Here is a 23798-nt window from a genome sequence, read left to right on the forward strand (position 1 = left end):
GTGGCAACTTCGGCGAATACGGCGCCGTCCATTCCGGTGGACCGCCAGTTTGATTTCCGGGACGCGGACTTTTCCCGCGTCCGCAAGATGATCCACGCGCGGGCCGGCATTTCGCTGGGCACGCACAAGCGCGAGATGGTCTACAGCCGCCTTGCGCGCCGCCTGCGTGCGCTGGGCGGGCAGGATTTCGCCAGCTATCTGGATAGCCTGGAGAACGCGCCTGACTCGGCGGAGTGGGAAGATTTCATCAACGCGCTCACGACGAACCTGACCGCGTTTTTCCGCGAATCGCATCACTTTCCCATCCTGGCCGACTTCGCGAAGAAGCGCGGCGGGCCGGTTTCGGTCTGGTGCTGCGCGGCCTCGACGGGCGAAGAACCTTACTCGATCGCCATCACGCTGACCGAGGCCCTGGGGCCGCGGGGCGCGGGTTCCACCGTGCTGGCGACCGACATCGACACCAACGTGCTGCAGCGCGCACGCACGGGCGTCTATCCGAACGAGCGCGTCGCGAAGATGGAGACCGAGCGCCTGCGCCGGTTTTTCCTGAAGGGCCGCGGCGCGAACGAAGGGCACGTGCGGGTGCGCCCCGAGATCGCCGAGATGGTGCGCTACGAGACGCTGAACCTGTTGTCGCCCTCGTGGGGGATCACCGAGAAGTTCGACGTGATCTTCTGCCGCAACATCATGATCTATTTCGACAAGCCGACGCAGGCCAAGATCCTGGAGCGGTTTGTGCCGCTCATGAAGCCGGGCGGCCTGCTGTTTGCCGGCCATTCCGAGAACTTCACGTACATCAGCCGCGATTTCCGTCTGCGCGGGCAGACGGTCTATGAATGCGCAAATAAGGCCTGACCGGGCCAGGGCAGCAAACAAGATGAAGAAAATTAGCGTTTTGTGTGTGGATGACTCCGCGCTGGTGCGCGGCCTGATGACCGAGATCATCAACAGCCAGCCGGATATGGAAGTGGTCGCGACCGCGCCCGATCCGCTGGTCGCCCGCGAGCTCATCAAGCGCCACAACCCTGACGTGCTGACGCTGGACGTGGAAATGCCCCGCATGGACGGGCTGGATTTCCTGGAAAAGCTGATGCGCCTTCGCCCCATGCCGGTGGTGATGGTGTCGTCGCTGACCGAACGTGGCGGCGAAATCACGCTGCGCGCGCTGGAATTGGGCGCGATCGACTTCGTGACCAAACCCAAGCTGGGCATCCGCGACGGGCTGCTTGAATACACGGAACTCATCGCCGACAAGATCCGCGCCGCGTCGCGCGCCAAGCTGCGCGCCCCGACGCCCCATACGGCGCAGGCCGCGCCGGCGCCCATGCTGCGCCGTCCGCTGTCCAGCTCGGAAAAGCTGGTGATCGTCGGCGCTTCCACTGGCGGCACCGAGGCCATCCGCGAAGTCTTGCAACCGCTGCCGCCGGACAGCCCCGCGATCCTGATCACGCAGCACATGCCGGCCGGCTTCACGCGGTCGTTCGCGCAGCGCCTGGACGCGCTGTGCGCCGTGACCGTGCGCGAGGCCGTGCATGGCGAGCGCGTGCTGCCCGGTCACGTGTACCTGGCCCCGGGCGGCGAGATGCACATGCGCCTGGGCCGCAGCGGCGCCAACTATGTCATCGAGCTGGAAGCCAGCGAACCGGTCAACCGCCACCGTCCGTCCGTGGACGTGCTGTTCAACTCCGCGGCCGTCGCGGCGGGCAAGAACGCCATCGGCGTGATCCTGACGGGCATGGGCAAGGATGGCGCCACCGGCATGCTGGCCATGCACCGGGCGGGCGCGCACACGATCGCGCAGGACGAAGCAAGCTGCGTGGTCTTCGGCATGCCCCGCGAGGCCATCGCTATCGGGGCTGCAAGTGAAGTGGTGCCGTTGTCGGCGATGAGCGAACGCATTCTGACTCGCCTGGGCGACCGTGGGCACCGCGTTTAACGCGGACTGACGCCACGATCGATCCCAAGCAAATTTTTTCTGGAGTGAAAGATGGTAGACAAGGGCCTGAAGATTCTGGTGGTGGATGATTTCCCCACCATGCGGCGGATCATCCGCAACCTGCTCAAGGAGCTGGGTTTCGAAAACGTGGATGAGGCAGAGGACGGCGCCATTGGCCTGGAGAAGCTGCGCAACGGCGGCTTCCAGTTCGTGGTGTCCGACTGGAACATGCCGAACCTGGACGGCCTGGAGATGCTCAAGCAGATCCGCGCCGACGCGTCGCTGGCATCGCTGCCGGTGCTGATGGTGACGGCGGAAGCCAAGAAGGAAAACATCGTTGCCGCCGCACAGGCGGGCGCCAACGGTTACGTGGTCAAGCCTTTCACCGCGGCGACGCTGGAGGAAAAGCTGAACAAGATCTTCGAAAAGATTGGCGGCTGAGGTGTGCGATGAGCTCAACGGAAACAGTTGATCCGACAGAGTCGCCCGACCTGATCCATCGGATCGCCTCGCTGACGCGCATGTTGCGCGACAGCATGCGCGAGCTGGGCCTGGACCAGGCGATCAAGGATGCCGCCAACGCGATTCCCGACGCCCGCGACCGCTTGCGGTACGTGGCGCAGATGACCGAGCAGGCCGCCAACCGCGTGCTCAACGCCACTGAACAGGCCGGTCCGATCCAGGACAACATGGCCCGTTCGGCGCAAGCGCTGGATAGCCGCTGGCAGGAGTGGTATGACCAGCCGCTGGAAATGCCGCAAGCGCGCGAACTGGTGAAGGACACCCGTGCCTTCCTGGCCGGCGTGCCCAAGCAGACGCAGCAGACGCAGTCCAAGCTCATGGAAATCATCATGGCGCAGGATTTCCAGGACCTTACGGGCCAGGTCATCATGCGCATGATGGACGTGGTGGGCGCCATCGAACGCGAACTGCTGCAGGTGCTGCTGGACAACGTGCCGCAAGAGCGCCGCGACGAAGCCAACAGCCTGCTCAACGGCCCGCAGATCAACCCGCAGGGCAAGACCGACGTGGTCACCAGCCAGGATCAGGTCGACGACCTGCTGGCCAGCCTGGGCTTCTGAGCCCGCGGCCCGCGATGTCCGCCGGCGGCGGAAAGACGGCGTCTTTCCGCCCGCATGCGCCAGCGCCGTGCGCGTGTCCCTCCTTCTCATGACGTATTCCCTAAGGGCGTAAACGTCTGCTGGCCGATAGACTCCTGCCAACAATAATCGGGGCCTTGCAGCGCGAGACAAGGCGCGCCCAGCGCGCCAGACCACGGATGCCCAAAGCAGGCGGTCCGGGTCAGGGAGAGGAGGTTCATGATGGCCAGATCCGTATTCCGCTTGGGCGGCATGTGGGGATTGTTGCGTCGGCTCAACCGCGGCGACGGGGTGCTATCCGAGCGCCCCTTGTCCTTCAGTCCGGCCGTCTGGCCGCTCTACCGGTTCCTGGCGCAGATCCGGCTTCGGATCATGACCGTGCGCCAATCCAGCATCGAGATTGCGCTGAACGCGGCGCGCACGCAATTCCAGGCGGGGCGCTGCTCATTGCTGGCGCGCGAGCAGGCGAGGGCGGCCGAGGCCCTGGCCGCCAGCGGGGCGCAGATCGCCGATCTGTCTGCGTCGACCTCCACCCACGCCCGCGACATTGCCGCGGTGTCGGGCCAGAACCTGCAGGCGGCGCGGCAGGCGCTGGCCGAGCTGACCGAGGTCAAGACGCGCGTGGACCGCATGACAAGCGAGATGGCCGCCTTTACCGAGGTGGTGGGGCAACTGGCGGCGCGCGCGCAGTCGGTGGGCGACATCAGCAAGACAATCAAGGGCATTGCGCTGCAGACGCAGCTGCTTGCCTTGAACGCCGGCGTGGAGGCCGCCCGCGCCGGGGACGCAGGCCGCGGTTTCGCGGTGGTGGCCAGCGAGGTCGGGCGGCTGGCCGAGCGCGTCAACACCGCCACCAGCGACATCGGCCGCCACACGACGCAGATGCTCGACCTGGTTGGCGCCACGCAGCGCCAGACGGGCACGCTGCGCGAGGACGTGGACGCCTCGGGCGCGGTGCTGGACCGGACCTCCCGCGGCTTCGAGCGCTTCGTGCGTGACTTCGACAGCATGAACCGGCAGGTGAGCGACGTGGTCCAGGCCATTGGCGAGGTCGATGCCACCAACCACGGCATGAGCGAGGAGGTCGGGCGCATCGCGGCCTTGAGCGCGGACGTGTTGGAACGCGTGGGCAGCATGTCGGGCGAGATCGACCGCATCCGGCGGCAGACCGAAAGCGTGCAGGAAGTGCTGGCCGACATGCGCACGGGCGGCACCGCGTTCGACAGCCTGTCGGAATCGCTGGAGGCGTTTGCCGGTGCGGCGGCCGGTCTGTTGCAGGACGCCCGGCGGCGCGGCGTGGACGTGTTCGACCGTCATTACCAACGCATTGCCGGCAGCGAGCCGCCGCGTTATCACACGGCCTACGACCGCGCGATCGACGAGCCGCTCACGCGGCTGCTCGACAGCGTGCTGGAGGCCGTGCCGGGCGCCATCTATACGATTCTGGTCGATAACCGGGGCTACGCGCCCGCTCACAATAGCCGGTTCTCGCTGGCGCCGACCGGCGATCCGAAGGTCGACATCGCGCGGGTGCGCAACAAGCGCATCTTCGACGACCCCGTGGGCGCCCGGCTGGCCGCCAACACCGGCGCGCAGTTGTTCCAGACGTATTCCCGCGACACCGGCGAGATCGTCAACGACATTTCCCTGCCCATTTATCTGGGGCCGGAACACTGGGGCGCCGTGCGCATCGGGCTGGATTACGCGCGCTTTCAGGCCACCCTGGACGGCCACGCCGCCAGCGGCCGGGTGGCTCAGGCGGCGGGCTGAGGCGGCTGCTCCCGGGGGGCTGGCCGGCAGCCGGCGGCGCATCTGGGAATAGCGCCGCTTTCCCCCCTTTTCTTGGCATATCGCCAACCCCCGGCGCCTCCTAGAATCTCGGCGGGCGGCTTGCATTCCCACGTCAGCGAGCCGCAACAATCCCGTAGAGCATGTCCGAAGAAAGCGACCTCGAGAAAACCGAAGCCGCCTCTCCCAGGCGCCTGGAAAAGGCGCGCGAGGAGGGGCAGATTGCGCGTTCCCGGGAACTGGGCACGTTCATGATGCTGGCGGTGGGCGTTGCGGCGATCTGGGCGGGCGGAGGATCGCTGTACCAGGGCCTGACCGGCGTGCTGCGCAGCGGGCTGGCGTTCGATCAACGCGTCGCGCTGGATCCGGGAGTGATGGTCGAGCAGGCGGTGAGCGGCTTCGGTCACGCGCTGATGGTGCTGTTGCCGATCTTTGGGCTGCTGGCGGTGGTGGCGGTGCTGTCCAGCGTCGTGCTGGGCGGCCTGGTCATTTCGACCAAGCCCTTGCAGCCCAATTTCTCCAAGCTCAGCCCGCTGGCGGGCTTGAAGCGCATGTTCTCGTCGCAGACGGTGGTGGAGCTGATCAAGGCGCTGGCCAAGGCCATGCTGGTCGGCGGCGTGGCCGTCTGGGTCATCTGGCGGTATCACGACGACATGCTCGGGCTGATGCACGTGGCGCCGTCGGCCGCGCTGACCAAGGCGCTCAGCCTGGTGGCGATGTGCTGCGCCTTCATCGTGGCCTCGCTCCTCATCATCGTTTTGCTGGACGTGCCCTGGCAGATCTGGAGCCATTTGAAGAAGCTTCGGATGTCCAAGGAGGACGTGCGGCAGGAACACAAGGAAAGTGAAGGCGATCCGCACGTGAAGGCGCGTATCCGGCAGCAGCAGCGCCAGGCCGCCCGCCGCCGCATGATGTCCGAGGTGCCCAAGGCCGATGTCGTCGTGACGAACCCGACGCACTACGCAGTGGCGCTGAAGTACGACGAGTCCAAGGGCGGCGCGCCGCGCGTGCTGGCCAAGGGCACGGGCCTGATCGCCGCGAAGATCCGCGAACTGGCCGCCGAGAACAAGATTCCCACATTGGAAGCGCCGCCGCTGGCGCGCGCATTGCATCAACACGTCGAGCTGGGACAAGAAATCCCGGCCGAGCTGTATACCGCGGTGGCGGAAGTGCTGGCATGGGTATTCCAGCTACGATCCTGGCGCTCGGGCTGGGGGCATGAACCGATGGCCCCCACGAAACTGAACGTGCCAGCCGAACTGGACCCGCAGGCAAAAACCGCAGCACAAGGAGTTTAAGGAATGAGCGCACTGCTCACCATGTTGAAGAGTAACGGCGGCACGCACGCGCGGCTGCTGGCGGGTCCCATCCTGATCGTGATGGTGCTGGGCATGATGGTGCTGCCCCTGCCCACGTTCCTCCTGGACCTGCTGTTCACCTTCAACATCGCGTTGTCCGTGATGATCCTGCTGGTGGCCATGTTCACGCGCAAGCCGCTGGATTTTGCCGCATTCCCGGCCGTGCTGCTGTTTGCGACGCTGCTGCGCCTGTCGCTGAACGTCGCGTCCACCCGCGTTGTGCTGCTGCATGGTCACACGGGTCCGGACGCCGCGGGCAAGGTGATCGAGGCCTTCGGGCACTTCCTGGTGGGCGGCAACTTCGCGGTCGGGATCATCGTTTTCATCATCCTGACCATCATCAACTTCATCGTCATCACCAAGGGTGCGGGCCGTATCGCCGAAGTCGGCGCGCGCTTCACCCTGGACGCCATGCCCGGCAAGCAGATGGCGATCGACGCGGATCTGAACGCCGGCCTGATCGGCGAGGACGAGGCGCGCAAGCGCCGCGCGGAAGTGTCGCAGGAGTCGGACTTCTTCGGCTCGATGGACGGCGCCAGCAAGTTCGTGCGCGGCGACGCCATCGCCGGCCTGCTCATCATGGCGATCAACGTCATCGGCGGCCTGGTCGTGGGCGTGGCGCAACACGACATGTCCATGGGCGAAGCCGGCCGCGTCTACACGCTGCTGACCATCGGTGACGGCCTGGTGGCCCAGATCCCGGCGCTGGTGATCTCCACCGCTGCCGGCGTGGTCGTGTCGCGCGTGTCGACGGACCAGGATATCGGCCAGCAGATCATCAGCCAGCTGTTCTCGAACCCGAGCGTGCTGTTCCTGACCGCCGGCATCATCGGCATCATGGGCCTCATCCCCAACATGCCCCACATCGCCTTCCTGACCCTGGCCGGCGCGCTGGGCTGGGGCGGCTGGGCATTGCTCAAACGCAAGCAGGCCGCCGCGGTGGCGGCCGAAGAGATACCGCCTCAGGCGATCACCCAGGCGCAGGCCGCGGCCGCCGAGGCAAGCTGGGAAGACGTGTCGATGGTGGACCAGCTGGGGCTGGAGGTCGGCTACCGCCTGATCCCGCTGGTGGACCACGCCCAGAACGGCGAGCTGCTGCACCGCATCCGCAGCCTGCGCAAGAAGTTTGCGCAGGACGTGGGCTTTCTGCCGCCGGTCGTGCACATCCGCGACAACCTGGAACTCAAGCCGAACGATTACCGCATCCTGCTGTCGGGCGTGGAAGTGGGCAACGGCGTGGCGATGCCCGGCCAGTGGCTGGCCATCGACCCGGGCGGCGTGACCATGCAGATCAAGGGCACCCCGACGACCGATCCGGCGTTCGGCCTGCCGGCGCTGTGGATCGACAGCTCGCTGCGCGACCAGGCCCAGGTGGCCGGCTATACGGTGGTGGATGCGGGCACGGTCGTGGCCACGCACCTGAATCACCTGATGCACCGCCACGGGTCGAACCTGCTGGGCCGCCAGGAAGTGCAGCAGCTGCTGGACCGCATCGGCCGCGACGCGCCCAAGCTGGTCGAGGACCTGGTGCCCAAGACGCTGTCGCTGACCGCGCTGCAGAAGGTGCTGCAGGGCCTGCTGTCCGAAGAAGTGCCGATTCGCGACATGCGCACCATCATCGACACGCTGTCCGAGCACGGCCCGCGTCTGGCGGCGCTGGCCGCCGGTTCGGGTGGCCAGCCCGACATCAACGAATTGATCGCGCTGACGCGCCGCGCGCTGGGCCGCGCCATCACGCAGCAGTGGTTCCCGGGCGAGGGCGAGCTGCGCGTGATCGGGCTGGATGTGAAGCTGGAACGCGTGCTGTCGCAGGCCATGACGACCAGCGGCGGCCTGGAGCCGGGTCTGGCCGACACGCTGCTGCGCGAGGCGCAGGCGGCGGTCGAACGGCAGGAATCGCAGGGCAATGCGCCGGTGCTGCTGGTGTCGCCGGTGTTGCGCGCGCCGCTGTCGCGCTTCCTGCGCCATCATCTGCCGCAGTTGGGCGTCTTGTCGAATACGGAAATTCCCGATGAGCGCATCGTCCGCGTGACGGCGCTGATCGGCGGGAGCAATGGGCAATGAAGATCAGCCGCTTTTACGGGGCAAACACCCGTGACGTGATGCGCCAGGTGCGCGAGGCCCTCGGGCCGGACGCGTTGATCGTGTCGAACCGCAGCGTCGACGGAGGCATCGAGGTGCTGGCCACCGTTGATGGCGCGTTCGACGATGCGCCGCCACCGCAGACGCCGCCGCGCGAGGCGCCGGCCAACATGCCGGCCATGCCGCCGGGGATGCCGCCAGCCATGTCGCCGGCCATGTCGCCGGCCAGCTACGCGGCGCCGGCGCGGTCCATTGCCGCCTACCAGTCCGCTTATGCGGCGTCCGCGCAGCCTGCGTCGGAAACGTTGGCATCGCCGATGGACTTCGCGCCGGCTTCTGCGATACCGGGTTCGGCAACGGCTGCGCCCGCCGCCGCCGTGCCGGTCGGGTCTCAGCCGGTCGGGTCTCAGCACGCCGCGCCTCAGCAGGTCGCGCCGCAGCCGGTAGCGCCTCAGCCGGCCGCACCTCAGCCGGCCGCGCCTGAGCCGGCCGCGCCCATCCGCGTCGAGTTGCCGCCGCTTGCGCCGATCCGTCCTTTGGCCGCCGCAGCCCCCGTCCCCGCGCCGGCCGCTCGCATGACGCCGGAACACGCCATGCCCGAGCGCATGGCCGCGTCCGTCGCGCCGGCGGCTGCCGCAATGGCCGCCGCGCCCGCGACCGCTTACCAGGCGCCGCGCGGTTACGCCGCGGCGCCCGTCACACCTGCGCAGCCGCCCGCCATGCCGCCGGCCGCGTCGCCCCTGTCCGCCGCGCCACCGGCCTCCTTGTCCGCCGCGCCTTCCATGGGCCGCATGCCGGACGCGCCGGTCCGCCCGCCGCAGGGTTTGCCGCCCGCGCCGCTGGCTGCCGATACCGCCGCCGGTCTGCAGGATGCCATCAGCGCGTTGCGCGGAGCGCTCGAAACCCGCATGGACGGCCTGCTGTGGGGCGGACGCCAGGGTCCGGGCCGGGAGCCGGCCGCCGCCGCGCTATTCCGCAGCCTGCTGGATGCTGGGTTCAGCACCAAACTGGTTCGCACGCTGGTCGAACGCCTGCCGCAGGGCCTCTCCGCCGAGGCGGCGCAGAGCTGGGCGCGTAATGAGCTGGTGACGCACCTGCCGGTGGTGCGTTCGGAAGACGAATTCCTGGCCGGCGGCGTGTACGCACTGGTCGGCCCCACCGGCGTGGGCAAGACCACGACGCTGGCCAAGCTGGCCGCGCGCTGCGTGGCCCGAGAGGGACGCGAGCAGGTCGCCATGCTGACGACCGACCTGTTCCGGATCGGCGCGCTGGAGCAATTGCAGATCTACGGCCGCCTGATGGGCGTGCCCGCGCATTCGGTGCGCGATGCCGGCGAGCTGCGCCGCATCCTGGCCGAGCTGGGCAACCGCAAGATCGTCCTGATCGACACGACCGGCATCAGCCAGCGCGACCGCCTGGTGGCCGAGCAGGCGTCGATGCTGTGCAACGCGGGCAAGCCGGTGCGCCGGCTGCTGGTGCTCAATGCCGCCAGCCAGGGCGACACGCTGGATGAGGTCGCGCACGCCTACCGCAATGGGGTCGGCGAGGATGTCGCCGGCTGCATCATCACCAAGCTGGACGAAGCCACGCGCTTGGGCGCGGCGCTGGACACGGCCATCCGCCACCGCTTGCCGATCCATTACATGTCCGTCGGCCAGAAAGTGCCCGAGCACATGGAGTTGGCGCGCGCAGACGTGCTGATCGACCGCGCGTTCTCGATGGTGGAGCGCGCCCGTGCGCTGTACACCCCGAGCGAGGCCGATCTCGCGTCGCTGGTGTCGTCGTCGCGCGAACCGGACGCCGTGGATCCGGCGCGCCGCCGCCAGCTGCTGGCCTCGGCGATCCTGCCGCAACAGGCGGGCGCGGGGTCGATCGCCGCGGCGCAAAGCCTGGACGACACGATTTCGTGGCTGGACAACGACCCGGCGTGCCTGCAGGCGCGCACCGCCTGGCGTGAATACGTCAGCGACGGCGCCGGTTCCAGCCTGGCCGCGCTGGGCGACGAGCCGTTGTCGATGGCGCGCCGTGAATTCTCCGCCGCCTGCACCCGCAACCTGCTTGTGATGCACGGCAAGACCGCCATGAAGGGCGATGCCTTGCCAGGCGGCGCGCTGCTCGGCGCACTGCTGATGAGCGATCGTGGCGCCGCGCTTGCGGCGCCCGCGCAGCAACTGGTGCTGCCGCACGGCATGCTGAGTTCGTTTGCACCGGCCGCGCCGGCCCAGCCGGATCCGGCGCTGGCCCTGCAATCGCGCGTGGCGTGGCTGGGCGAGCGCCTGCAGTCCGTGCCGCTGGTCCACATGCTGGAGGCAGGCACGGTTGCGCTGTGGCAACCCTTCTCCGAGCAGGGCGTGTCGTGGGTGGCTCGTTGCCCGGGTGGCCTGCGGGTGATCCAGGACGAGTGCCCGACCAACCTGAATGCTGTCGGCAAGAGCGTGGGCTATCTGCCCGTGGGCCAGCCCGGCGACATGCCGGGTCTGCGCCTCGCGGCGGGCGGCAAAACCGTGCCGCTCGCGCTGTGGGCATCGGGCACCGAAGTCGTGCTGCCGGGCAAGGGGCAGGGCGCCAGCGTGCGCCTGATCTGCGCGCGGCTGATCGACACCGTGACCGGCGAGGTCGCGGGCCAGTTGTTCGGCGCCACCAACCTGCCGGCCTCGCAGGCCGACGCCGCGACGATCGCGCGCTGGCTGGTCCTGCAAGACGAGGCCAAGGCCGCGTTCCGCTACATGGCCAATGCGTGGCAAGCGCTGCCCGCGGTCGACGGCGCCCACACGCTGGCGCGCCAGTCGCTGATGGCCGGTCAGCTGGGCGCCGCCTGCTGGCAACTGGCCCATTCGCCAGCGGCCGACGTCGTGCGCGGCCCGCTGTCGGGCATCGTGGGCACGGAACGCAAGCTGTCCGGCAAGATGCTGCCGGTGGCGCTGCTGAAGATGTTTGCGCTGCTGGAGATGACGGGCGGGGCGTGAAGCCGCGCCCGGCGACCGGGCGGCCGCAAACAAAAAAACGGCGTGCCAGGCACGCCGTTTTCTATTGGGAGGCTGGAGCGTTCAGCCCGCCACGATCGGCCGGCGGCCCGGCGCGCTGCGGGCGCCGCGGCCTTGCGCGTCGTAGGTCGAGGCGCTGCCGACGCCGACGTTGCGCAGGGCGTCCAGCGACTGCTGGGTATAGCGCAGGTGCACGTCGATCAGGGCGCCATTGCGCATGTTGATTTCGCTGGCGGAGGCCGACTTGGACAGGAGCGCCTGCCAGACGCCGGAGAGCTGCGGATATTGCGCCGCGGCCTGTTCGGTGCCGACATGGCCCGTGGGCAGGCCGATTTCGGTGAGCAGGGTGTCGCGGGTCTGGCTCAGGTCGACCAATTGCTGCGCGATGCCGCGCTTGCGTTCGGTGATCTGGTTCAGCGCCTCGACGCTGCCCTGGCTGACCAGGACCTCGGTTTCTTCCTCGAGAATCGAGGAGAACTCGGAGATCAGGGTGTCTTCCTGCTTCATGCAGGATTGCAGGGAATCGACGAGGCTCATGACAGACGGCTCTATATAAAGAAAGGGCAGGCTATTTCAGAAGGTCGCGGGCGCTGGCGATCAGGCTGTCGGCGATGCGGCCGGTGTCGATCTTGAGCTGCCCGGATGCGATCGCGGCGCGGATGGCGGCAACGCGCTCGACGTTGATGTCGTTCGAGCCGTCTTGCAGGGCCAGCATCTTGCGCGACGCCGAACTCAGCGCGACTTGCGAGCTGCTCGAGCCGGTGGCGCTGCCGGCGCCATAGGCCTGGCTGACCGCGGACTCGGCGCGTGCACCGACGGCGTCGGCCGCCAGGGGCCGGTTGGTGGTCGAATTGATTTTCAAGGTTTTCTCCGCAGGGCGTCCTGGGTCGGTTTGCGACGGATCCGCCTACTTATGTCTCTGTAACGACAAGGGGCGAAGGAACTTTAGGGTATATACACACCCGCCGCAACGCGATTTGTAACATTATCTAGAGCTGTATTTCCACCAGGGTGGCGTTTCGGACGATACCGCTGACCACTTGACCGCCCGCCGTCTTGACCTGGACCACCGCGCCGGGCGGGGCGTTTTCCAGGGCTTCGCCCTCGCTGCTGACCGTGAATCCCTTGCCTCGCGCGTTGATGCGCACGTTGGTGCCGCGCTGCACCGACTGGGCGTTGCGCAGCGAGGAGCTGCGGATGGGCTGGCCGGCGTTGATGCGGAACGCGGCGGTCATGCCGGCCACCGCCTGCGGGTCGGTGATGGCGCCGGGGGGCAGGGCGACCAGATCGCCGTCGCGGGCGTCCAGGTCTGCCGGGGTCAGGGCCTGGCCGGCGGCAATCAGGCGCGAGGCCACGTAATAGTGGCCGGCCACGCTGACGGTCGCCTGCACATAGGCGGTCCAGCCTTTGGCCGCATTGCAGCGCACGCCGACGGTCATGCGCGAGCGCAGCTTCATGCCGGAAGGCAGAAACGGGGACAAGGTGTCGCAGGGCGCCAGCCGGTCGGTGCGCGGCGGATCAATGGCAATGGACGCCTGGCCGGGCAGGGAGGCCAGCTGCTCCTGCAGATAGGTCTGGGCCGCCATGACGATCGCTTCCGGCGCCTGGGTGGCCGCCGCCTGGGCCTGGGCGGCGCCCGCCGAGGCCAGAAGCAGGACAGCCAGGCCTGCGCGCGCGTGAAGGAGTCGTGCGGAGATTTTCATGATGGATGAATTGTAGAAGTGGGCGGCTTTCGGCAATACGTGAATTGGATGAGAAATGACGGGTTATTTGGCTGATTGTGTTACCAGTCCGGCCCCTATCATGCCGTCATCCAATGGGATAACGGTGTGTCCGGTGTCCCTCGCTTTATCTGATTTGCAACGTATTCAAGGCGCCACGATGCTCGACAGGCTCAACGAAGATTTCCGGTTCTACCAGCAGGCTCTGGCACTGCGCGCGCAGCGCCAGGAAGTGCTTTCCTCGAACATCGCCAACGCCGACACGCCCAACTACAAGGCGCGCGACATCGACTTCAAGGCGGCGATGCAAGCCGCCATCGAAGGCACGATGCGCCTGCCCGACACGTCGCTCAAGCTGACCTCCGCCCGCCACATTCCGGCCAAGGCCGTGTCGCAGGGCCCGACGGATCTGCTGTACCGCCTGCCGTACCAGCCCAGCATGGACGGCAACACGGTGGACATGGACATCGAGCGCGTGCAGTTCGCCGACAACACGCTGCATTACCAGAGCACGATGCAGCTCATCTCCAACCGCATCCGCGGGCTGCAGACCGCCATTCAGGATTGATCTTTAAAGGGAGCAACAGGCAATGTCCTTGTTGAGCATTTTCGATATCGCCGGCTCGGCGCTGAGCGCACAGTCGCAGCGCATGAACGTGGCGGCCAGCAACATGGCCAACGCCGACAGCGTGGTGGGCCCGGACGGCCAGCCGTACCGTGCGCGCCAGGTCGTGTTCCAGGTCAACCCCGCCGCGGGTCAGGCGCTGGGCCAGGAGATCGGCGGCGTGCGCGTGGCCGGCGTGGTCCAGGACCAGTCGCCCCTCAAGCAGGTCTACGACCCGAAGCATCCCCTGGCCGACGCCCAGGGCTACGTCAGCATGCCCAATGTCGATCCGGTGGCCGAAACGGTCAACATGATCGCGGCATCGCGGTCCTACCAGGCCAACGTCGAAGTGCTCAACACCGCCAAGGCGTTGATGCAGAAGACGCTCACCATCGGCCAGTCCTAATTTCCAGCCAGAGTCTATCCATGACCACCGTCGATCAAACCACGAGCACCACGGCCATGGGCCTGGCGCAAACCGGCGCCAACAGCGCGAGCACCGCGCAGGGCCTGCAGGACCAGTTCCTGAAGCTGCTGGTCACGCAGCTCAAGAACCAGGATCCGCTGAACCCGATGCAGAACGCGGAGCTGACGTCGCAACTGGCGCAGATCTCCACGGTGGAAGGCATCACCAACCTGAAGAACACCATGCTGGCCATCAGCGGCCAGATCGACGTGTCCCAGTCGATGAACGCCGTGTCGATGATCGGCAAGGGCGTCCTGATCCCGGGCACGAAGGTCAAGGTCGGCGTGGACAGCGCCAATCCGGCGGACCGCGTGGTCACGCCCTACGGCCTGGACCTGCAGGGCGACGCCGCCAAGGTGCAGGTTCGCATTTCCGATTCGAACGGCGCGGTGGTTCGCACCATCGAGCTGGGCGAACAGAAGACCGGCGTGTACACGCTGGAATGGGACGGCAAGAACGACGCCGGGGTGGCGCTGGAAGCGGGCGCCTACAACGTGTCCGTGCTGGCCACCGACGCGGAAGGCGCGAAGGTGAATACGGAAGTGCTGAGCTACGGCAACGTCAAGAGCGTGGCGTACTCGACCAACGGCCTGCGACTGGATCTTGGCCTGGACGGCCAGACCAGCATGCTGGACGTGCGCAAGGTGATCGGCGCCTGAACGGGCGGATATGAATCGGTGCCGGCGCACGGGCGACGGCTTTTCCACTAAAGATTAGCGAGAGTAAACATGGGCTTCGGACAAGGATTGAGCGGCTTGAACGCCGCTGCGCAGAACCTGGACGTCATCGGCAACAACATCGCCAACTCGGGCACCGTCGGCTTCAAGTCGGCGACCGCATCGTTCGCTGACGTCTACGCCAGCTCGCGCGTGGGCCTGGGCGTCAAGGTTGCGGCCATCAACCAGCGCTTTACCGTTGGCGCGGTGACGGGCGGCGGCGGCGAATACGACATCGCCATCGATGGCGCCAAGGGCATGTTCCGCGTGACCGACCAGAGCGGCTCGGTCATGTACACGCGCAACGGCGAATTCCTCGTCGACAAGAACAACTTCATCGTGAACGCCCAAGGCTATCGCCTGACCGGCTACCCCGCGGGCGCGATCGGCGCGAACCCGGTCGAACTGCAACTGCCGACCGCCAACGTGGCGCCGCAGGCCACCAGCACCGCCACCACCGTGGCCAACCTGGACGCCAACGCCAAGGTCATCTACCAGGTCGACACCGTGACGTCGCCGGCCGTTCCCGGCTCGGTCACGCTGGGCGGCACCGCCTACACGTTCACCAAGGCCGCCGGCGGCGCGCTGACGTGGACCCCGGCAAACCCGCCCGCCAACACGTACGGCACGGCGCCCAACACCGTCACGATCGACGGCACGGGTCAGGTTACCGCTGGCGCGCTGGAAGACATCCCCGGCTTCGTGGACTACACCGCCGCCGTCACGGAAATCGGCAAGCCGTTCGATCCGAAGATCTCCAGCACCTACACGAACGCCTCGCCCATGACGGTGTTCGACTCCCTGGGCAACTCGCACCAGGTCATGCAGTACTTCGTCAAGCGTGAAGCCACGGCCGGCACCAGCGTGTACGACGTGTACTACACGATGGACGGCCAGGCCATGGCGCCCACGACGGAAGCCGGCGGCGTGTGGGGCAACCCCCAGCAGTTCACGTTCAACAACGCCGGCACGCTGACCAGCGCGCCGATCGTTAACCTGACGTTCGCCCAGCCTGGCGGCACCGCCACCCCGGCCGATCCGCTGAACATCGCGGTCAACTACACCGGCACGACGCAATACGGCAGCAACTACAAGCTGGTCGCCAAGCCCGACGGCTACACGTCCGGCGAATTCAGCGGCATCAACATCAGCAGCGACGGCAGCCTGGTCGCCAGCTACACCAACGGCGAAACCCAGGTTGTCGGCACGCTGGTCCTGGCCGACTTCTCGAATCTGCAGGGCCTGCAGCCCGTGGGCAACAACGCCTGGAAGGAAACGGCGGCCTCCGGCCAGCCGATCCTGGGCCAGCCCGGCACCAACAGCATGTCGACGGTGGTGGGCCAGGCAACGGAAGCGTCCAACGTGGACATGAGCCGCGAACTGGTCAACATGATCATTGCCCAGCGCACCTACCAGGCCAATTCGCAGACCATCAAGACCCAGGACGAAATCATGCAAGTCCTGATGAACCTGAAGTAATGCCCGCTGGGCAAGTGACGACACCGACGACACCCACGGAATAGGCAATGGATCGAATCATCTACACCGCCATGAATGGCGCAGCGCGGATCACGGAGCACCAGGCCGCGCTCTCCAACAACATGGCCAACGTGAACACGACGGGCTTTCGCGAGCAGATCGCGCTGTACCGCTCGGTTCCGGTGACGGACGGGGTGAGCCTGCCTACGCGTGTTTCGACGGTGGCGTCCACGCCCGGCAACAGCTTTCAGATGGGCACCATGCAGACCACGGGCCGCGACCTGGACGTGGCGCTGTCCAGCGAAGCCGGCTGGATCGCGGTGCAGACCCCGCAGGGCGAAGCCTATACGCGCGCCGGCAGCCTGCAGGTGGGCATCAACGGCCTGTTGCAGACGTCGCTGGGCCAGCCGGTCTTGTCGGACCAGGGCGGTCCCATCGACGTGCCCGACCAGGCCGCGCTGACCATCACGTCCGACGGCACGATCACGGCGCTGGGCGCCGGCGACGCGCCGAACAACATCCTGAACCTGGGCCGGCTCAAGCTCGTCAATCCGGACAACAAGCAGCTGGTGCACGGCGACGACGGTGTCTTCCGCATGGCGCCGGTCAATGGCCAGCCCGCGCCGCCGCTGCCTGCCGATCCCGGCCTGCGTCTCTTGTCGGGCGTGCTGGAAGGCAGCAACACCAATCCGATGGCGTCGATGGTGGGCATGATCGAAAACGCCCGCCGCTTCGAGCAGCAGATGCAGGTGATTCAGCAGTCGGACCGCAATGCGGAACGCGCCAACGGCATTTTGTCCGTAAGCGCCTGATTTAAATAAACATTTCGCTCGCGGCCAAGCCGCGGCACCGGAGTTTCTCATCATGATGCGTTCGCTGTGGATCGCCAAGACGGGCCTGGAAGGTCAGCAGACCTCCATGGACGTGATTTCCAACAACTTGGCCAACGTCTCCACCAATGGGTTCAAGCGCGGCCGTGCCGTGTTCCAGGACCTGATGTACCAGACGCTGCGCCAGCCCGGCGCCCAGGTGGGCGACGCCACGCAACTGCCGTCCGGCCTGCAGCTGGGCACCGGTGCTCGCGTGGCCGCGACCGAGCGCATCCACTCGACCGGCAACCTGAACAACACGGGCAGCGAAATGGACGTGGCCATCAACGGTCGCGGCTTCCTGCCGGTGGAACTGCCCGACGGCACGCAGGCCTACACCCGTGACGGCGCCCTGCAGCGCGACCAGAACGGCCAGCTCGTGACCGTCAGCGGCTACGTCATCCAGCCGCCGATCAACGTGCCGGACAACGCGCTGTCCATCACCATCGGCAACGACGGCATGGTGTCGGTGACGCAACCCGGCGCGGCCGGCGTGAACGTGCAGATCGGCCAGCTGCAGATCGCCACCTTCATCAACCCGACCGGCCTGCAAAGCATCGGCGAAAACCTGTACCTGGAAACCGACTCCTCGGGCCCGGCGAACCTGCTTCAGCCCGGTGTGGACGGCGCGGGCTCGATCATGCAAAAGTATGTCGAGACCTCCAACGTCAACGTCGCCGAGGAACTGGTCAACATGATCACGACGCAGCGCGCCTACGAAATGAACAGCAAGGCCGTCAAGACGTCGGACGAAATGCTGGCCCGCCTGACCCAACTGTGATGCCCATGTCTGTCCTGCGCCTGGTATTTGCGTCTGCGCTGGCTCTGCTGGCGGCTGGCTGCGCCATCATCCCGCCCGAGCCCATCGTGACCGGGCCGACGACGGCGGCGCCGCCGCCGCCGCCGATGCCGATGGCGCAGCCCACGGGCTCGATCTACCAGCCCACGACATACGGCAATTACCCGTTGTTCGAAGACCGCCGGCCGCGCAATGTGGGCGACATCGTCACCATCGTCTTGAACGAGCGCACCAATGCGTCCAAGAACGTGGCGACGAACACCAACCGCACCGGCTCGGCCACCCTGGGCATCGCCGCCGCGCCGTCCTTCATGGACAGCTGGGCGAACGCCAACCTGAACACGGAAGCCAACGGCGGCAACGTGTCGCAGGGCAAGGGCGACAGCAGCGCCAACAACGCCTTCACCGGCACCATCACCACCACGGTGGTGGGCGTGATGTCCAACGGCAACCTGCAGGTTGCCGGCGAAAAGCAGATCGCCATCAACCGCGGCAGCGAATACGTGCGCTTTGCCGGCGTGGTCGATCCGCGCTCCATCACGGGCACGAACACCGTGTCGTCCACGCAAGTGGCCGATGCGCGCATCGAATACCGCAGCAAGGGCGTCATGGACGAAGTCCAGACCATGGGCTGGCTGCAACGCTTCTTCCTGATCGCCTCGCCGTTCTAAATCATGAAACAACCGACTCCGATATCCACCTTGCTGTCCCTGTTGGCGCGGGTGTGCGTGGCCGTCGGCCTGGCCGCGGGCGCCGGCGCGGCGCACGCCGAACGGCTCAAGGATCTGGCAAGCATCCAGGGCGTGCGCGGCAACCAGCTGATCGGCTACGGCCTGGTCGTGGGCCTGGACGGCAGCGGCGACCAGGTGCGCCAGACGCCTTTCACGCAGCAGAGCCTGACGAACATGCTGTCGCAGCTGGGCATCACGGTGCCCGCCGGCAGCAACATGCAGTTGAAGAACGTGGCGGCCGTCATGGTCACGACCACCTTGCCGGCGTTTGCGCGGCCCGGCCAGACGCTGGACGTGGTGGTGTCCTCGATGGGCAACGCCAAGAGCCTGCGCGGCGGCACGCTTCTGATGACACCGCTCAAGGGCGCGGACAGCCAGGTCTACGCCATAGCCCAGGGCAACATCCTGGTCGGCGGCGCGGGCGCCTCCGCGGGCGGCTCCAGCGTGCAGATCAACCAGCTGAACGGCGGCCGCATCAGCGCGGGCGCCATCGTCGAGCGCGGCGTGCCGACCACGTTCACGCGCGACGGCTACGTGCATGTCGAACTGAACAACACCGACTTCGGCACGGCGCAGAACGTGGCCACCGCCCTGAACCGCAGGTTCGGGCAGGGCACGGCCACCGCGCTGGACGGCCGCGTGATCCAGGTGCGCACGCCCATGGAGCAGGGCTCGCAAGCCCGCTTCCTGTCGCAGATGGAAGACCTGCAGGTCACCCGCGCGCCCACGGTCGCCAAGGTCATCATCAACGCCCGTACGGGATCGGTCGTCATGAACCGCACGGTCATGATCGAAGAGGCCGCCGTCGCGCACGGCAACCTGTCGGTCATCATCAACCGCCAGAACGAAGTGGTCCAGCCGGACACGCCGTTCACGCAAGGCCAGACGGTGGTGGTGCCCAATACCCAGATCGAAGTGCGTCAGGACAACGGTTCGCTGCAGCGCGTGAGCACCAGCGCCAACCTGGCCGACGTGGTCAAGGGCCTGAACGCCCTGGGCGCCACGCCGCAGGACCTGCTGGCCATCCTGCAGGCGATGAAGAGCGCGGGCGCGCTGCGCGCCGAACTTGAAATCATCTGACGGACATGGCTTACACCAACGACGCGGCAGGCGCCAGCACCCGGCAGGACTCGGTCTTCGACATGGGCCGCCTGTCGGACCTGAAGCGCGACGTCAAGAAAGACCCCGCCGGCACCGAGCAGCAAAAACAGGTCGCCAAGCAGTTCGAGGCGCTGTTCCTGCAGATGATGGTCAAGCGCATGCGCGAGGCCACGCCGAAAGAGGGGCTGTTCGATTCCCAGCAGACGCAGATGCTGCAATCCATGGCGGATGAGCAGCTGGCGCTGCACCTGGCCTCGCCCGGCATCGGCCTGTCGCAGGCCATCCTGGCGCAGATGCAGCAGGGCACGCCCGGCGAGATGTCCGACGAAGCGATCAAGCGCATCGGGCAGGGCGGTGATCTGGACTTCCAGACGGGCGGATCGCGTGAGGTGTCCGCGTTGCTGAACGTGATGCGCAACAACCGGCCCGCGGACCGCGCGCTGGCCGCGGCGGAAGGCGCGCCCGGGCACGTGGTCGACTTTGTGTCCAAGATGTCGCGCGCTGCCAATCTGGCGTCGCAGCAAAGCGGCGTGCCGGCCCGCCTCATCATGGGCCAGGCGGCCCTGGAATCCGGCTGGGGCAAGCGCGAGATCAAGCACGCCGACGGCAGCACCAGCTTCAACCTGTTCGGCATCAAAGCCGGTCCAAGCTGGAAGGGCAAGGTCGTCAATGTGCTGACCACCGAATACGAAGACGGCGTTGCCCGCAAGGTGACGCAGCCGTTCCGGGCCTACGCGTCGTACGAGGAATCCTTCGCCGACTACGCCCGCCTGATCGGCAACAGCCCGCGCTACGAAAGCGTGACGACGGCCCGCAACGAGATCGAGGCGGCGCGCCGGATCCAGGACGCCGGTTACGCGACGGACCCGCGTTACGCCCAGAAGCTCATCGGCATCATGGGCCAGCTTCGGGGCGCGGCATCCAATGTGGAAAATTCGCGGCGGATGCTGGAAGGACTCTAAATTTGGGTGAGCTCCTGCCGTAAACGGAGTATCCAGAGATAACAGCTGCGGTTACATACGGGGCATTGTCAGCATGAATTTGTACAAAACGGCACTGGGCGGGTTGAACGCGGCGCAAGCGGGCCTGGCAACCACCGGCCACAACATCAACAATGCCACCACGGTCGGCTACAACCGCCAGCGCGTCATGACCTCGACCGCGGGCGCCCAGGCGACCGCCAATGGCTACATCGGCCGCGGCGTCCAGGTCGACACCGTCGTTCGCAGCTACGACAGCTTCCTGTACAAGCAGCTCGTCGGCGCGAACGGCAGCGGCGCCCAGCTCCAGGCGCAGCTTGACCAGGTTTCGCAGATCAACAACCTGTTCTCCGACCGCACCGTGGGCATCGCCCCGGGTCTGACCAATTTCTTCACCAGCATGAACACGGTGGCCAGCAAGCCGGCGGATCCCGCCGCGCGCGCCGACCTGCTCGGCCAGGCCAACAGCCTGACGACGCAGATCCGCTCGGCCTACTCGGAAATGCAGAAGCAGCGTGAAGGCCTGAACTCGCAGATCAGCACCACGGTCGACCAGGTCAACAGCTACCTGACCCGCATCGACGACCTGAACCAGCAGATCTCGCTGGCGGCCGGCAAGGCGGGCGGCAGCCCCCCCAACGACCTGCTCGACCAGCGCGACCAGGCCGTCATGGAACTGAACCAGCTCATCGGCATCACGACCTACGAGCAGGGCGACAAGATCAGCATCTCGCTCACGAAGGGCGGGCAGTCGCTGCTGTCGGGCAACACCCTCTACCCGCTGCAGGCCGTGCCGTCCGCCTCGGACGCGGGCCGCACGGTCATTGCCTACACGCTGCCCGCGGGCACCGGCAAGACCATCGCGGTCGAGATGAACGACACGGAAATCTCCGGCGGCAAGCTGGGCGGCCTGTTGCAGTTCCGCGCCTCGTCGCTGGACGTCATGCAGAACCAGCTTGGCCAGATGGCCGTCGGCCTGGCGCTGTCGTTCAACGAGCAGCACAAGCAGGGTCTGGACCAGGGCGGCAATCCGGGCACGGACTTCTTCAGTATCGGTTCGCCGCAGAGCGTGCCCAATACGGCAAACAAGAGCAACGCGCAGATCTCGGGCGAATTCACCGACCTGGCAAACGTCAATGCCAAGGACTACGAGATCTCGTTCGACGGCACCAATTACCAGGTCGTGCGCATGCCGGAAGGCTCGCAGGTCTACAACGGCCCGGCCACCGGCACCCCGCCCACCGCCACGCTGAATCTCGAAAGCGAGATGGGCGTGACGCTGACCATCAATGCGCCGCCCCAGGCCGGCGACAAGTGGTCGCTGTCGCCCACGCGTAACGCGGCCCGCGACATCAACGTGCTGATCACCGATCCCGACAAGGTTGCCGCGGCGGACCTGGACGGCGGCGATGCCAACGGCAAGAACGCCTTGAAGCTGGCGCAGCTGCAGACCAGCAAGGTGCTGAGCCACGGCACGATGAGCATCAACGACATGTTTGCGCAGGTCGTGAACACGGTCGGCGTGCAGACGCAGCAGATCAAGACCGCTGCCACGGCGCAGGTCAACCTGATCAAGCAGACGACGGCCGCGCAGCAGGCGGTGTCGGGCGTGAACCTGAACGAAGAATACGTAAGCCTGTCGCTGTACCAGGAGCAATACCAGGCCAGCGCCCGCATCATCGATGTGGCGAGCACCATTTTTGACACGCTGTTGGGCCTGCGCGGCTGATCAGAACGTTGACTGTGAATACTAGAAAGCATTTCGGAGCTGCACCATGCGTCTGAGCACCACGATGATGTACACGAACGGCCTGAGCGGCGTTCTCGCCCAGGAATCCGACATGAATCGCCTGGTGGAACAGGTTGGCAGCGGCCGCAAGTTCCTCACCCCCGCGGACGATCCGCTGGCGGCTTCCCTGTCGATCGGCGTCGCGCAGACGCAGAGCATGAACACGACGTACGGCCTGAACCGCAACACGGCCAAGACCAATCTCGGCCAGGAAGCCAACGTCCTGGACTCGATCACCACCGCGCTGCAGGACGTGCGCACGCGCGTCGTGCAGGCCGGTAACGGCACGTTTGCCGACAGCGACCGCCAGGCGCTGTCCACGGCGCTCAAGAGCGCGCGCGACGCGCTGCTGGGCCTTGCCAACAGCACCGACGGCAATGGCCAATATATGTTCTCGGGTTATGAAGGCAGCGTGGTGCCTTACGCCCAGGACGCGACGGGCAAGATCGTCTACAGCGGCGCCACCGGCGAGCGCACCGTGCAGGTCGACCAGTCGCGCCAGTTGTCCACCAGCGACCTGGGCAGCGACATCTTCAATCGCGCCAATCCGGGTTCGACGGCGTACGTGAGCACGGCGTCTGCGGCCAACGGCGGCACCGCGCAGTTCAGCACGGTCTCGGTCACGCCGGGCAGCCCCAACATCGGCAAGAATTTCAGCCTGCAGTTCGAATCGGACCCCGCCACGGGCAACATGGGCTATCGCGTCATCACGACCGACCCGTCCGCCACGCCGCCCGTGCCGCCGGTGATCACGCCCGCGCCGCCGGCCGGTCCCACGGAATACAAGGAAGGCGCCAGCATCGACTTCGGCGGCGTCGCCGTGGTGGTCAAAGGTACGCCGCAAAATGGCGACGTGATCGATGTCGAGAGCATCCAATCGGCCGATGTGGATCTGTTCAACACCCTGGACAACCTCATCAAGGTCCTGGACTCGCCGATCGCGGGCGATGAAAAGGCGCTGGCGCGCCTGAACAACGAACTGGCAACGGCGAACAAGAAACTCGCGACCAACTACGACAACGTCCTGACCGTGGGCGCGTCGGTGGGCGCCCGCCTGAACGAGCTGGAGGCGCTGGACGCCACCGGCACGCAGAAGGGCTTGTCGTACTCGAAGTCGCTGTCGGATCTGGAAGACCTGGACTACTACGCGGGCGCCAGCCAGCTCGCGCTGCGCCAGGTGGCCTTGCAGGCGGCTTCGGCTGCTTTCATGACCATTCAGGGTTCCAGCCTGTTCAGCCGCAAGTGATGCGGTAGGTTTCAGCGCGGCGCGGCGTGTCCGCACCGCGACAGGCGCA

The 23798-nt window shown here is 66.7% G+C and carries 22 protein-coding genes; 19 read left to right on the top strand and 3 right to left on the bottom strand.

Annotated features, from left to right (window positions below; genetic code table 11):
- From LN047_RS11120 to flhF, 8 genes are all read left to right on the top strand, one after another.
- Entirely contained in the window at positions 1-855 is an 855-nt protein-coding gene (locus tag LN047_RS11120) for a CheR family methyltransferase (protein WP_175236699.1), read from the top strand.
- A 22-nt stretch (positions 856-877) separates the two neighbouring features.
- Positions 878-1936 carry a chemotaxis response regulator protein-glutamate methylesterase gene (locus LN047_RS11125; protein WP_056316581.1) on the top strand — a complete coding sequence of 353 codons (1059 nt, stop codon included), beginning with the start codon at positions 878-880 and terminating at the stop codon, positions 1934-1936.
- Between the two features lie 51 nt (positions 1937-1987).
- Positions 1988-2377 (top strand): chemotaxis response regulator CheY, encoded by a 390-nt coding sequence (gene cheY / locus LN047_RS11130; RefSeq protein ID WP_056316584.1) that lies wholly within the window; start codon positions 1988-1990, stop codon positions 2375-2377.
- A gap of 8 nt (positions 2378-2385) precedes the next feature.
- Positions 2386-3018: a protein phosphatase CheZ gene (cheZ, locus tag LN047_RS11135; protein ID WP_373981774.1), complete on the top strand. Its 633-nt coding sequence runs from the start codon at positions 2386-2388 to the stop codon at positions 3016-3018.
- A 237-nt stretch (positions 3019-3255) separates the two neighbouring features.
- On the top strand, positions 3256-4806 hold the full coding sequence (locus LN047_RS11140) for a methyl-accepting chemotaxis protein (RefSeq protein ID WP_373981775.1): 1551 nt from the start codon (positions 3256-3258) through the stop codon (positions 4804-4806).
- A gap of 161 nt (positions 4807-4967) precedes the next feature.
- A complete protein-coding gene (gene flhB, locus LN047_RS11145; protein ID WP_056316590.1) occupies positions 4968-6122 on the top strand; it encodes a flagellar biosynthesis protein FlhB in 1155 nt (384 codons plus the stop codon).
- A 3-nt stretch (positions 6123-6125) separates the two neighbouring features.
- Positions 6126-8246 carry a flagellar biosynthesis protein FlhA gene (gene flhA / locus LN047_RS11150; protein WP_175212083.1) on the top strand — a complete coding sequence of 707 codons (2121 nt, stop codon included), beginning with the start codon at positions 6126-6128 and terminating at the stop codon, positions 8244-8246.
- On the top strand, positions 8243-11230 hold the full coding sequence (gene flhF, locus LN047_RS11155; protein ID WP_373981776.1) for a flagellar biosynthesis protein FlhF: 2988 nt from the start codon (positions 8243-8245) through the stop codon (positions 11228-11230). Before flhA ends, flhF begins: the two co-directional genes overlap by 4 nt.
- Positions 11231-11311: 81 nt before the next feature.
- Here flhF and LN047_RS11160 read toward each other — a convergent pair whose 3' ends face one another.
- The 3 genes from LN047_RS11160 to flgA form a co-directional block, all read right to left on the bottom strand.
- Positions 11312-11785 carry a flagella synthesis protein FlgN gene (locus LN047_RS11160; RefSeq protein ID WP_062840916.1) on the bottom strand — a complete coding sequence of 158 codons (474 nt, stop codon included), beginning with the start codon at positions 11783-11785 and terminating at the stop codon, positions 11312-11314.
- 31 nt (positions 11786-11816) lie between these two features.
- A complete protein-coding gene (gene flgM, locus LN047_RS11165) occupies positions 11817-12110 on the bottom strand; it encodes a flagellar biosynthesis anti-sigma factor FlgM (RefSeq protein ID WP_056316603.1) in 294 nt (97 codons plus the stop codon).
- A gap of 127 nt (positions 12111-12237) precedes the next feature.
- A complete protein-coding gene (gene flgA, locus LN047_RS11170) occupies positions 12238-12951 on the bottom strand; it encodes a flagellar basal body P-ring formation chaperone FlgA (protein WP_056318671.1) in 714 nt (237 codons plus the stop codon).
- A gap of 178 nt (positions 12952-13129) precedes the next feature.
- On the opposite strand from flgA, the gene flgB reads away from it, so the two are divergent.
- The 11 genes from flgB to flgL all read left to right on the top strand — a co-directional run bounded on the left by flgB (position 13130) and on the right by flgL (position 23749).
- The gene (gene flgB / locus LN047_RS11175) at positions 13130-13537 is read left to right on the top strand and encodes a flagellar basal body rod protein FlgB (protein ID WP_056316606.1); all 408 of its coding nucleotides are present in this window, start codon (positions 13130-13132) and stop codon (positions 13535-13537) included.
- Positions 13538-13559: 22 nt separating this feature from the next.
- A complete protein-coding gene (gene flgC, locus LN047_RS11180; protein ID WP_056316609.1) occupies positions 13560-13979 on the top strand; it encodes a flagellar basal body rod protein FlgC in 420 nt (139 codons plus the stop codon).
- 20 nt (positions 13980-13999) lie between these two features.
- Entirely contained in the window at positions 14000-14698 is a 699-nt protein-coding gene (locus LN047_RS11185; RefSeq protein WP_056316612.1) for a flagellar hook capping FlgD N-terminal domain-containing protein, read from the top strand.
- 69 nt (positions 14699-14767) lie between these two features.
- Positions 14768-16234 (top strand): flagellar hook-basal body complex protein, encoded by a 1467-nt coding sequence (locus LN047_RS11190; RefSeq protein ID WP_056316614.1) that lies wholly within the window; start codon positions 14768-14770, stop codon positions 16232-16234.
- 47 nt (positions 16235-16281) lie between these two features.
- On the top strand, positions 16282-17046 hold the full coding sequence (locus LN047_RS11195) for a flagellar basal body rod protein FlgF (RefSeq protein ID WP_056316617.1): 765 nt from the start codon (positions 16282-16284) through the stop codon (positions 17044-17046).
- Positions 17047-17098: 52 nt separating this feature from the next.
- Positions 17099-17884: a flagellar basal-body rod protein FlgG gene (gene flgG / locus LN047_RS11200; protein ID WP_056316620.1), complete on the top strand. Its 786-nt coding sequence runs from the start codon at positions 17099-17101 to the stop codon at positions 17882-17884.
- Complete coding sequence (locus tag LN047_RS11205) at positions 17884-18573, top strand: flagellar basal body L-ring protein FlgH (protein ID WP_056316623.1); 690 nt, start codon at positions 17884-17886, stop codon at positions 18571-18573. Before flgG ends, LN047_RS11205 begins: the two co-directional genes overlap by 1 nt.
- Positions 18574-18576: 3 nt before the next feature.
- On the top strand, positions 18577-19713 hold the full coding sequence (locus LN047_RS11210) for a flagellar basal body P-ring protein FlgI (RefSeq protein WP_056316626.1): 1137 nt from the start codon (positions 18577-18579) through the stop codon (positions 19711-19713).
- A 5-nt stretch (positions 19714-19718) separates the two neighbouring features.
- The gene (gene flgJ, locus LN047_RS11215) at positions 19719-20696 is read left to right on the top strand and encodes a flagellar assembly peptidoglycan hydrolase FlgJ (protein ID WP_142055718.1); all 978 of its coding nucleotides are present in this window, start codon (positions 19719-19721) and stop codon (positions 20694-20696) included.
- 73 nt (positions 20697-20769) lie between these two features.
- Positions 20770-22443, top strand: a complete 1674-nt coding sequence (gene flgK, locus LN047_RS11220; protein ID WP_056316633.1) for a flagellar hook-associated protein FlgK — start codon at positions 20770-20772, stop codon at positions 22441-22443.
- 46 nt (positions 22444-22489) lie between these two features.
- Positions 22490-23749 carry a flagellar hook-associated protein FlgL gene (gene flgL, locus LN047_RS11225; RefSeq protein ID WP_373981777.1) on the top strand — a complete coding sequence of 420 codons (1260 nt, stop codon included), beginning with the start codon at positions 22490-22492 and terminating at the stop codon, positions 23747-23749.
- Positions 23750-23798: the final 49 nt, after the last annotated feature.

Source organism: Achromobacter sp. JD417, assembly GCF_041879325.1.
GTDB classification, from domain to species: Bacteria; Pseudomonadota; Gammaproteobacteria; order Burkholderiales; family Burkholderiaceae_B; genus Achromobacter; species Achromobacter mucicolens.

Excerpts from the sequence above, each read along its gene's own strand:
- LN047_RS11185 (WP_056316612.1), top strand. The coding sequence starts at position 14,000 with ATGACCACCGTCGATCAAACCACGAGCACCACGGCCATGGGCCTGGCG.
- flgK (WP_056316633.1), top strand. The coding sequence starts at position 20,770 with ATGAATTTGTACAAAACGGCACTGGGCGGGTTGAACGCGGCGCAAGCG.
- flgC (WP_056316609.1), top strand. The coding sequence starts at position 13,560 with ATGTCCTTGTTGAGCATTTTCGATATCGCCGGCTCGGCGCTGAGCGCA.
- flgA (WP_056318671.1), bottom strand. The coding sequence starts at position 12,951 with ATGAAAATCTCCGCACGACTCCTTCACGCGCGCGCAGGCCTGGCTGTC.
- flhF (WP_373981776.1), top strand. The coding sequence starts at position 8,243 with ATGAAGATCAGCCGCTTTTACGGGGCAAACACCCGTGACGTGATGCGC.
- flgJ (WP_142055718.1), top strand. The coding sequence starts at position 19,719 with ATGGCTTACACCAACGACGCGGCAGGCGCCAGCACCCGGCAGGACTCG.
- LN047_RS11140 (WP_373981775.1), top strand. The coding sequence starts at position 3,256 with ATGATGGCCAGATCCGTATTCCGCTTGGGCGGCATGTGGGGATTGTTG.
- LN047_RS11210 (WP_056316626.1), top strand. The coding sequence starts at position 18,577 with ATGAAACAACCGACTCCGATATCCACCTTGCTGTCCCTGTTGGCGCGG.
- LN047_RS11195 (WP_056316617.1), top strand. The coding sequence starts at position 16,282 with ATGGATCGAATCATCTACACCGCCATGAATGGCGCAGCGCGGATCACG.
- LN047_RS11190 (WP_056316614.1), top strand. The coding sequence starts at position 14,768 with ATGGGCTTCGGACAAGGATTGAGCGGCTTGAACGCCGCTGCGCAGAAC.
- flhB (WP_056316590.1), top strand. The coding sequence starts at position 4,968 with ATGTCCGAAGAAAGCGACCTCGAGAAAACCGAAGCCGCCTCTCCCAGG.
- cheY (WP_056316584.1), top strand. The coding sequence starts at position 1,988 with ATGGTAGACAAGGGCCTGAAGATTCTGGTGGTGGATGATTTCCCCACC.
- LN047_RS11205 (WP_056316623.1), top strand. The coding sequence starts at position 17,884 with ATGCCCATGTCTGTCCTGCGCCTGGTATTTGCGTCTGCGCTGGCTCTG.
- flhA (WP_175212083.1), top strand. The coding sequence starts at position 6,126 with ATGAGCGCACTGCTCACCATGTTGAAGAGTAACGGCGGCACGCACGCG.
- flgG (WP_056316620.1), top strand. The coding sequence starts at position 17,099 with ATGATGCGTTCGCTGTGGATCGCCAAGACGGGCCTGGAAGGTCAGCAG.
- flgB (WP_056316606.1), top strand. The coding sequence starts at position 13,130 with ATGCTCGACAGGCTCAACGAAGATTTCCGGTTCTACCAGCAGGCTCTG.
- cheZ (WP_373981774.1), top strand. The coding sequence starts at position 2,386 with ATGAGCTCAACGGAAACAGTTGATCCGACAGAGTCGCCCGACCTGATC.
- LN047_RS11160 (WP_062840916.1), bottom strand. The coding sequence starts at position 11,785 with ATGAGCCTCGTCGATTCCCTGCAATCCTGCATGAAGCAGGAAGACACC.
- LN047_RS11125 (WP_056316581.1), top strand. The coding sequence starts at position 878 with ATGAAGAAAATTAGCGTTTTGTGTGTGGATGACTCCGCGCTGGTGCGC.
- flgL (WP_373981777.1), top strand. The coding sequence starts at position 22,490 with ATGCGTCTGAGCACCACGATGATGTACACGAACGGCCTGAGCGGCGTT.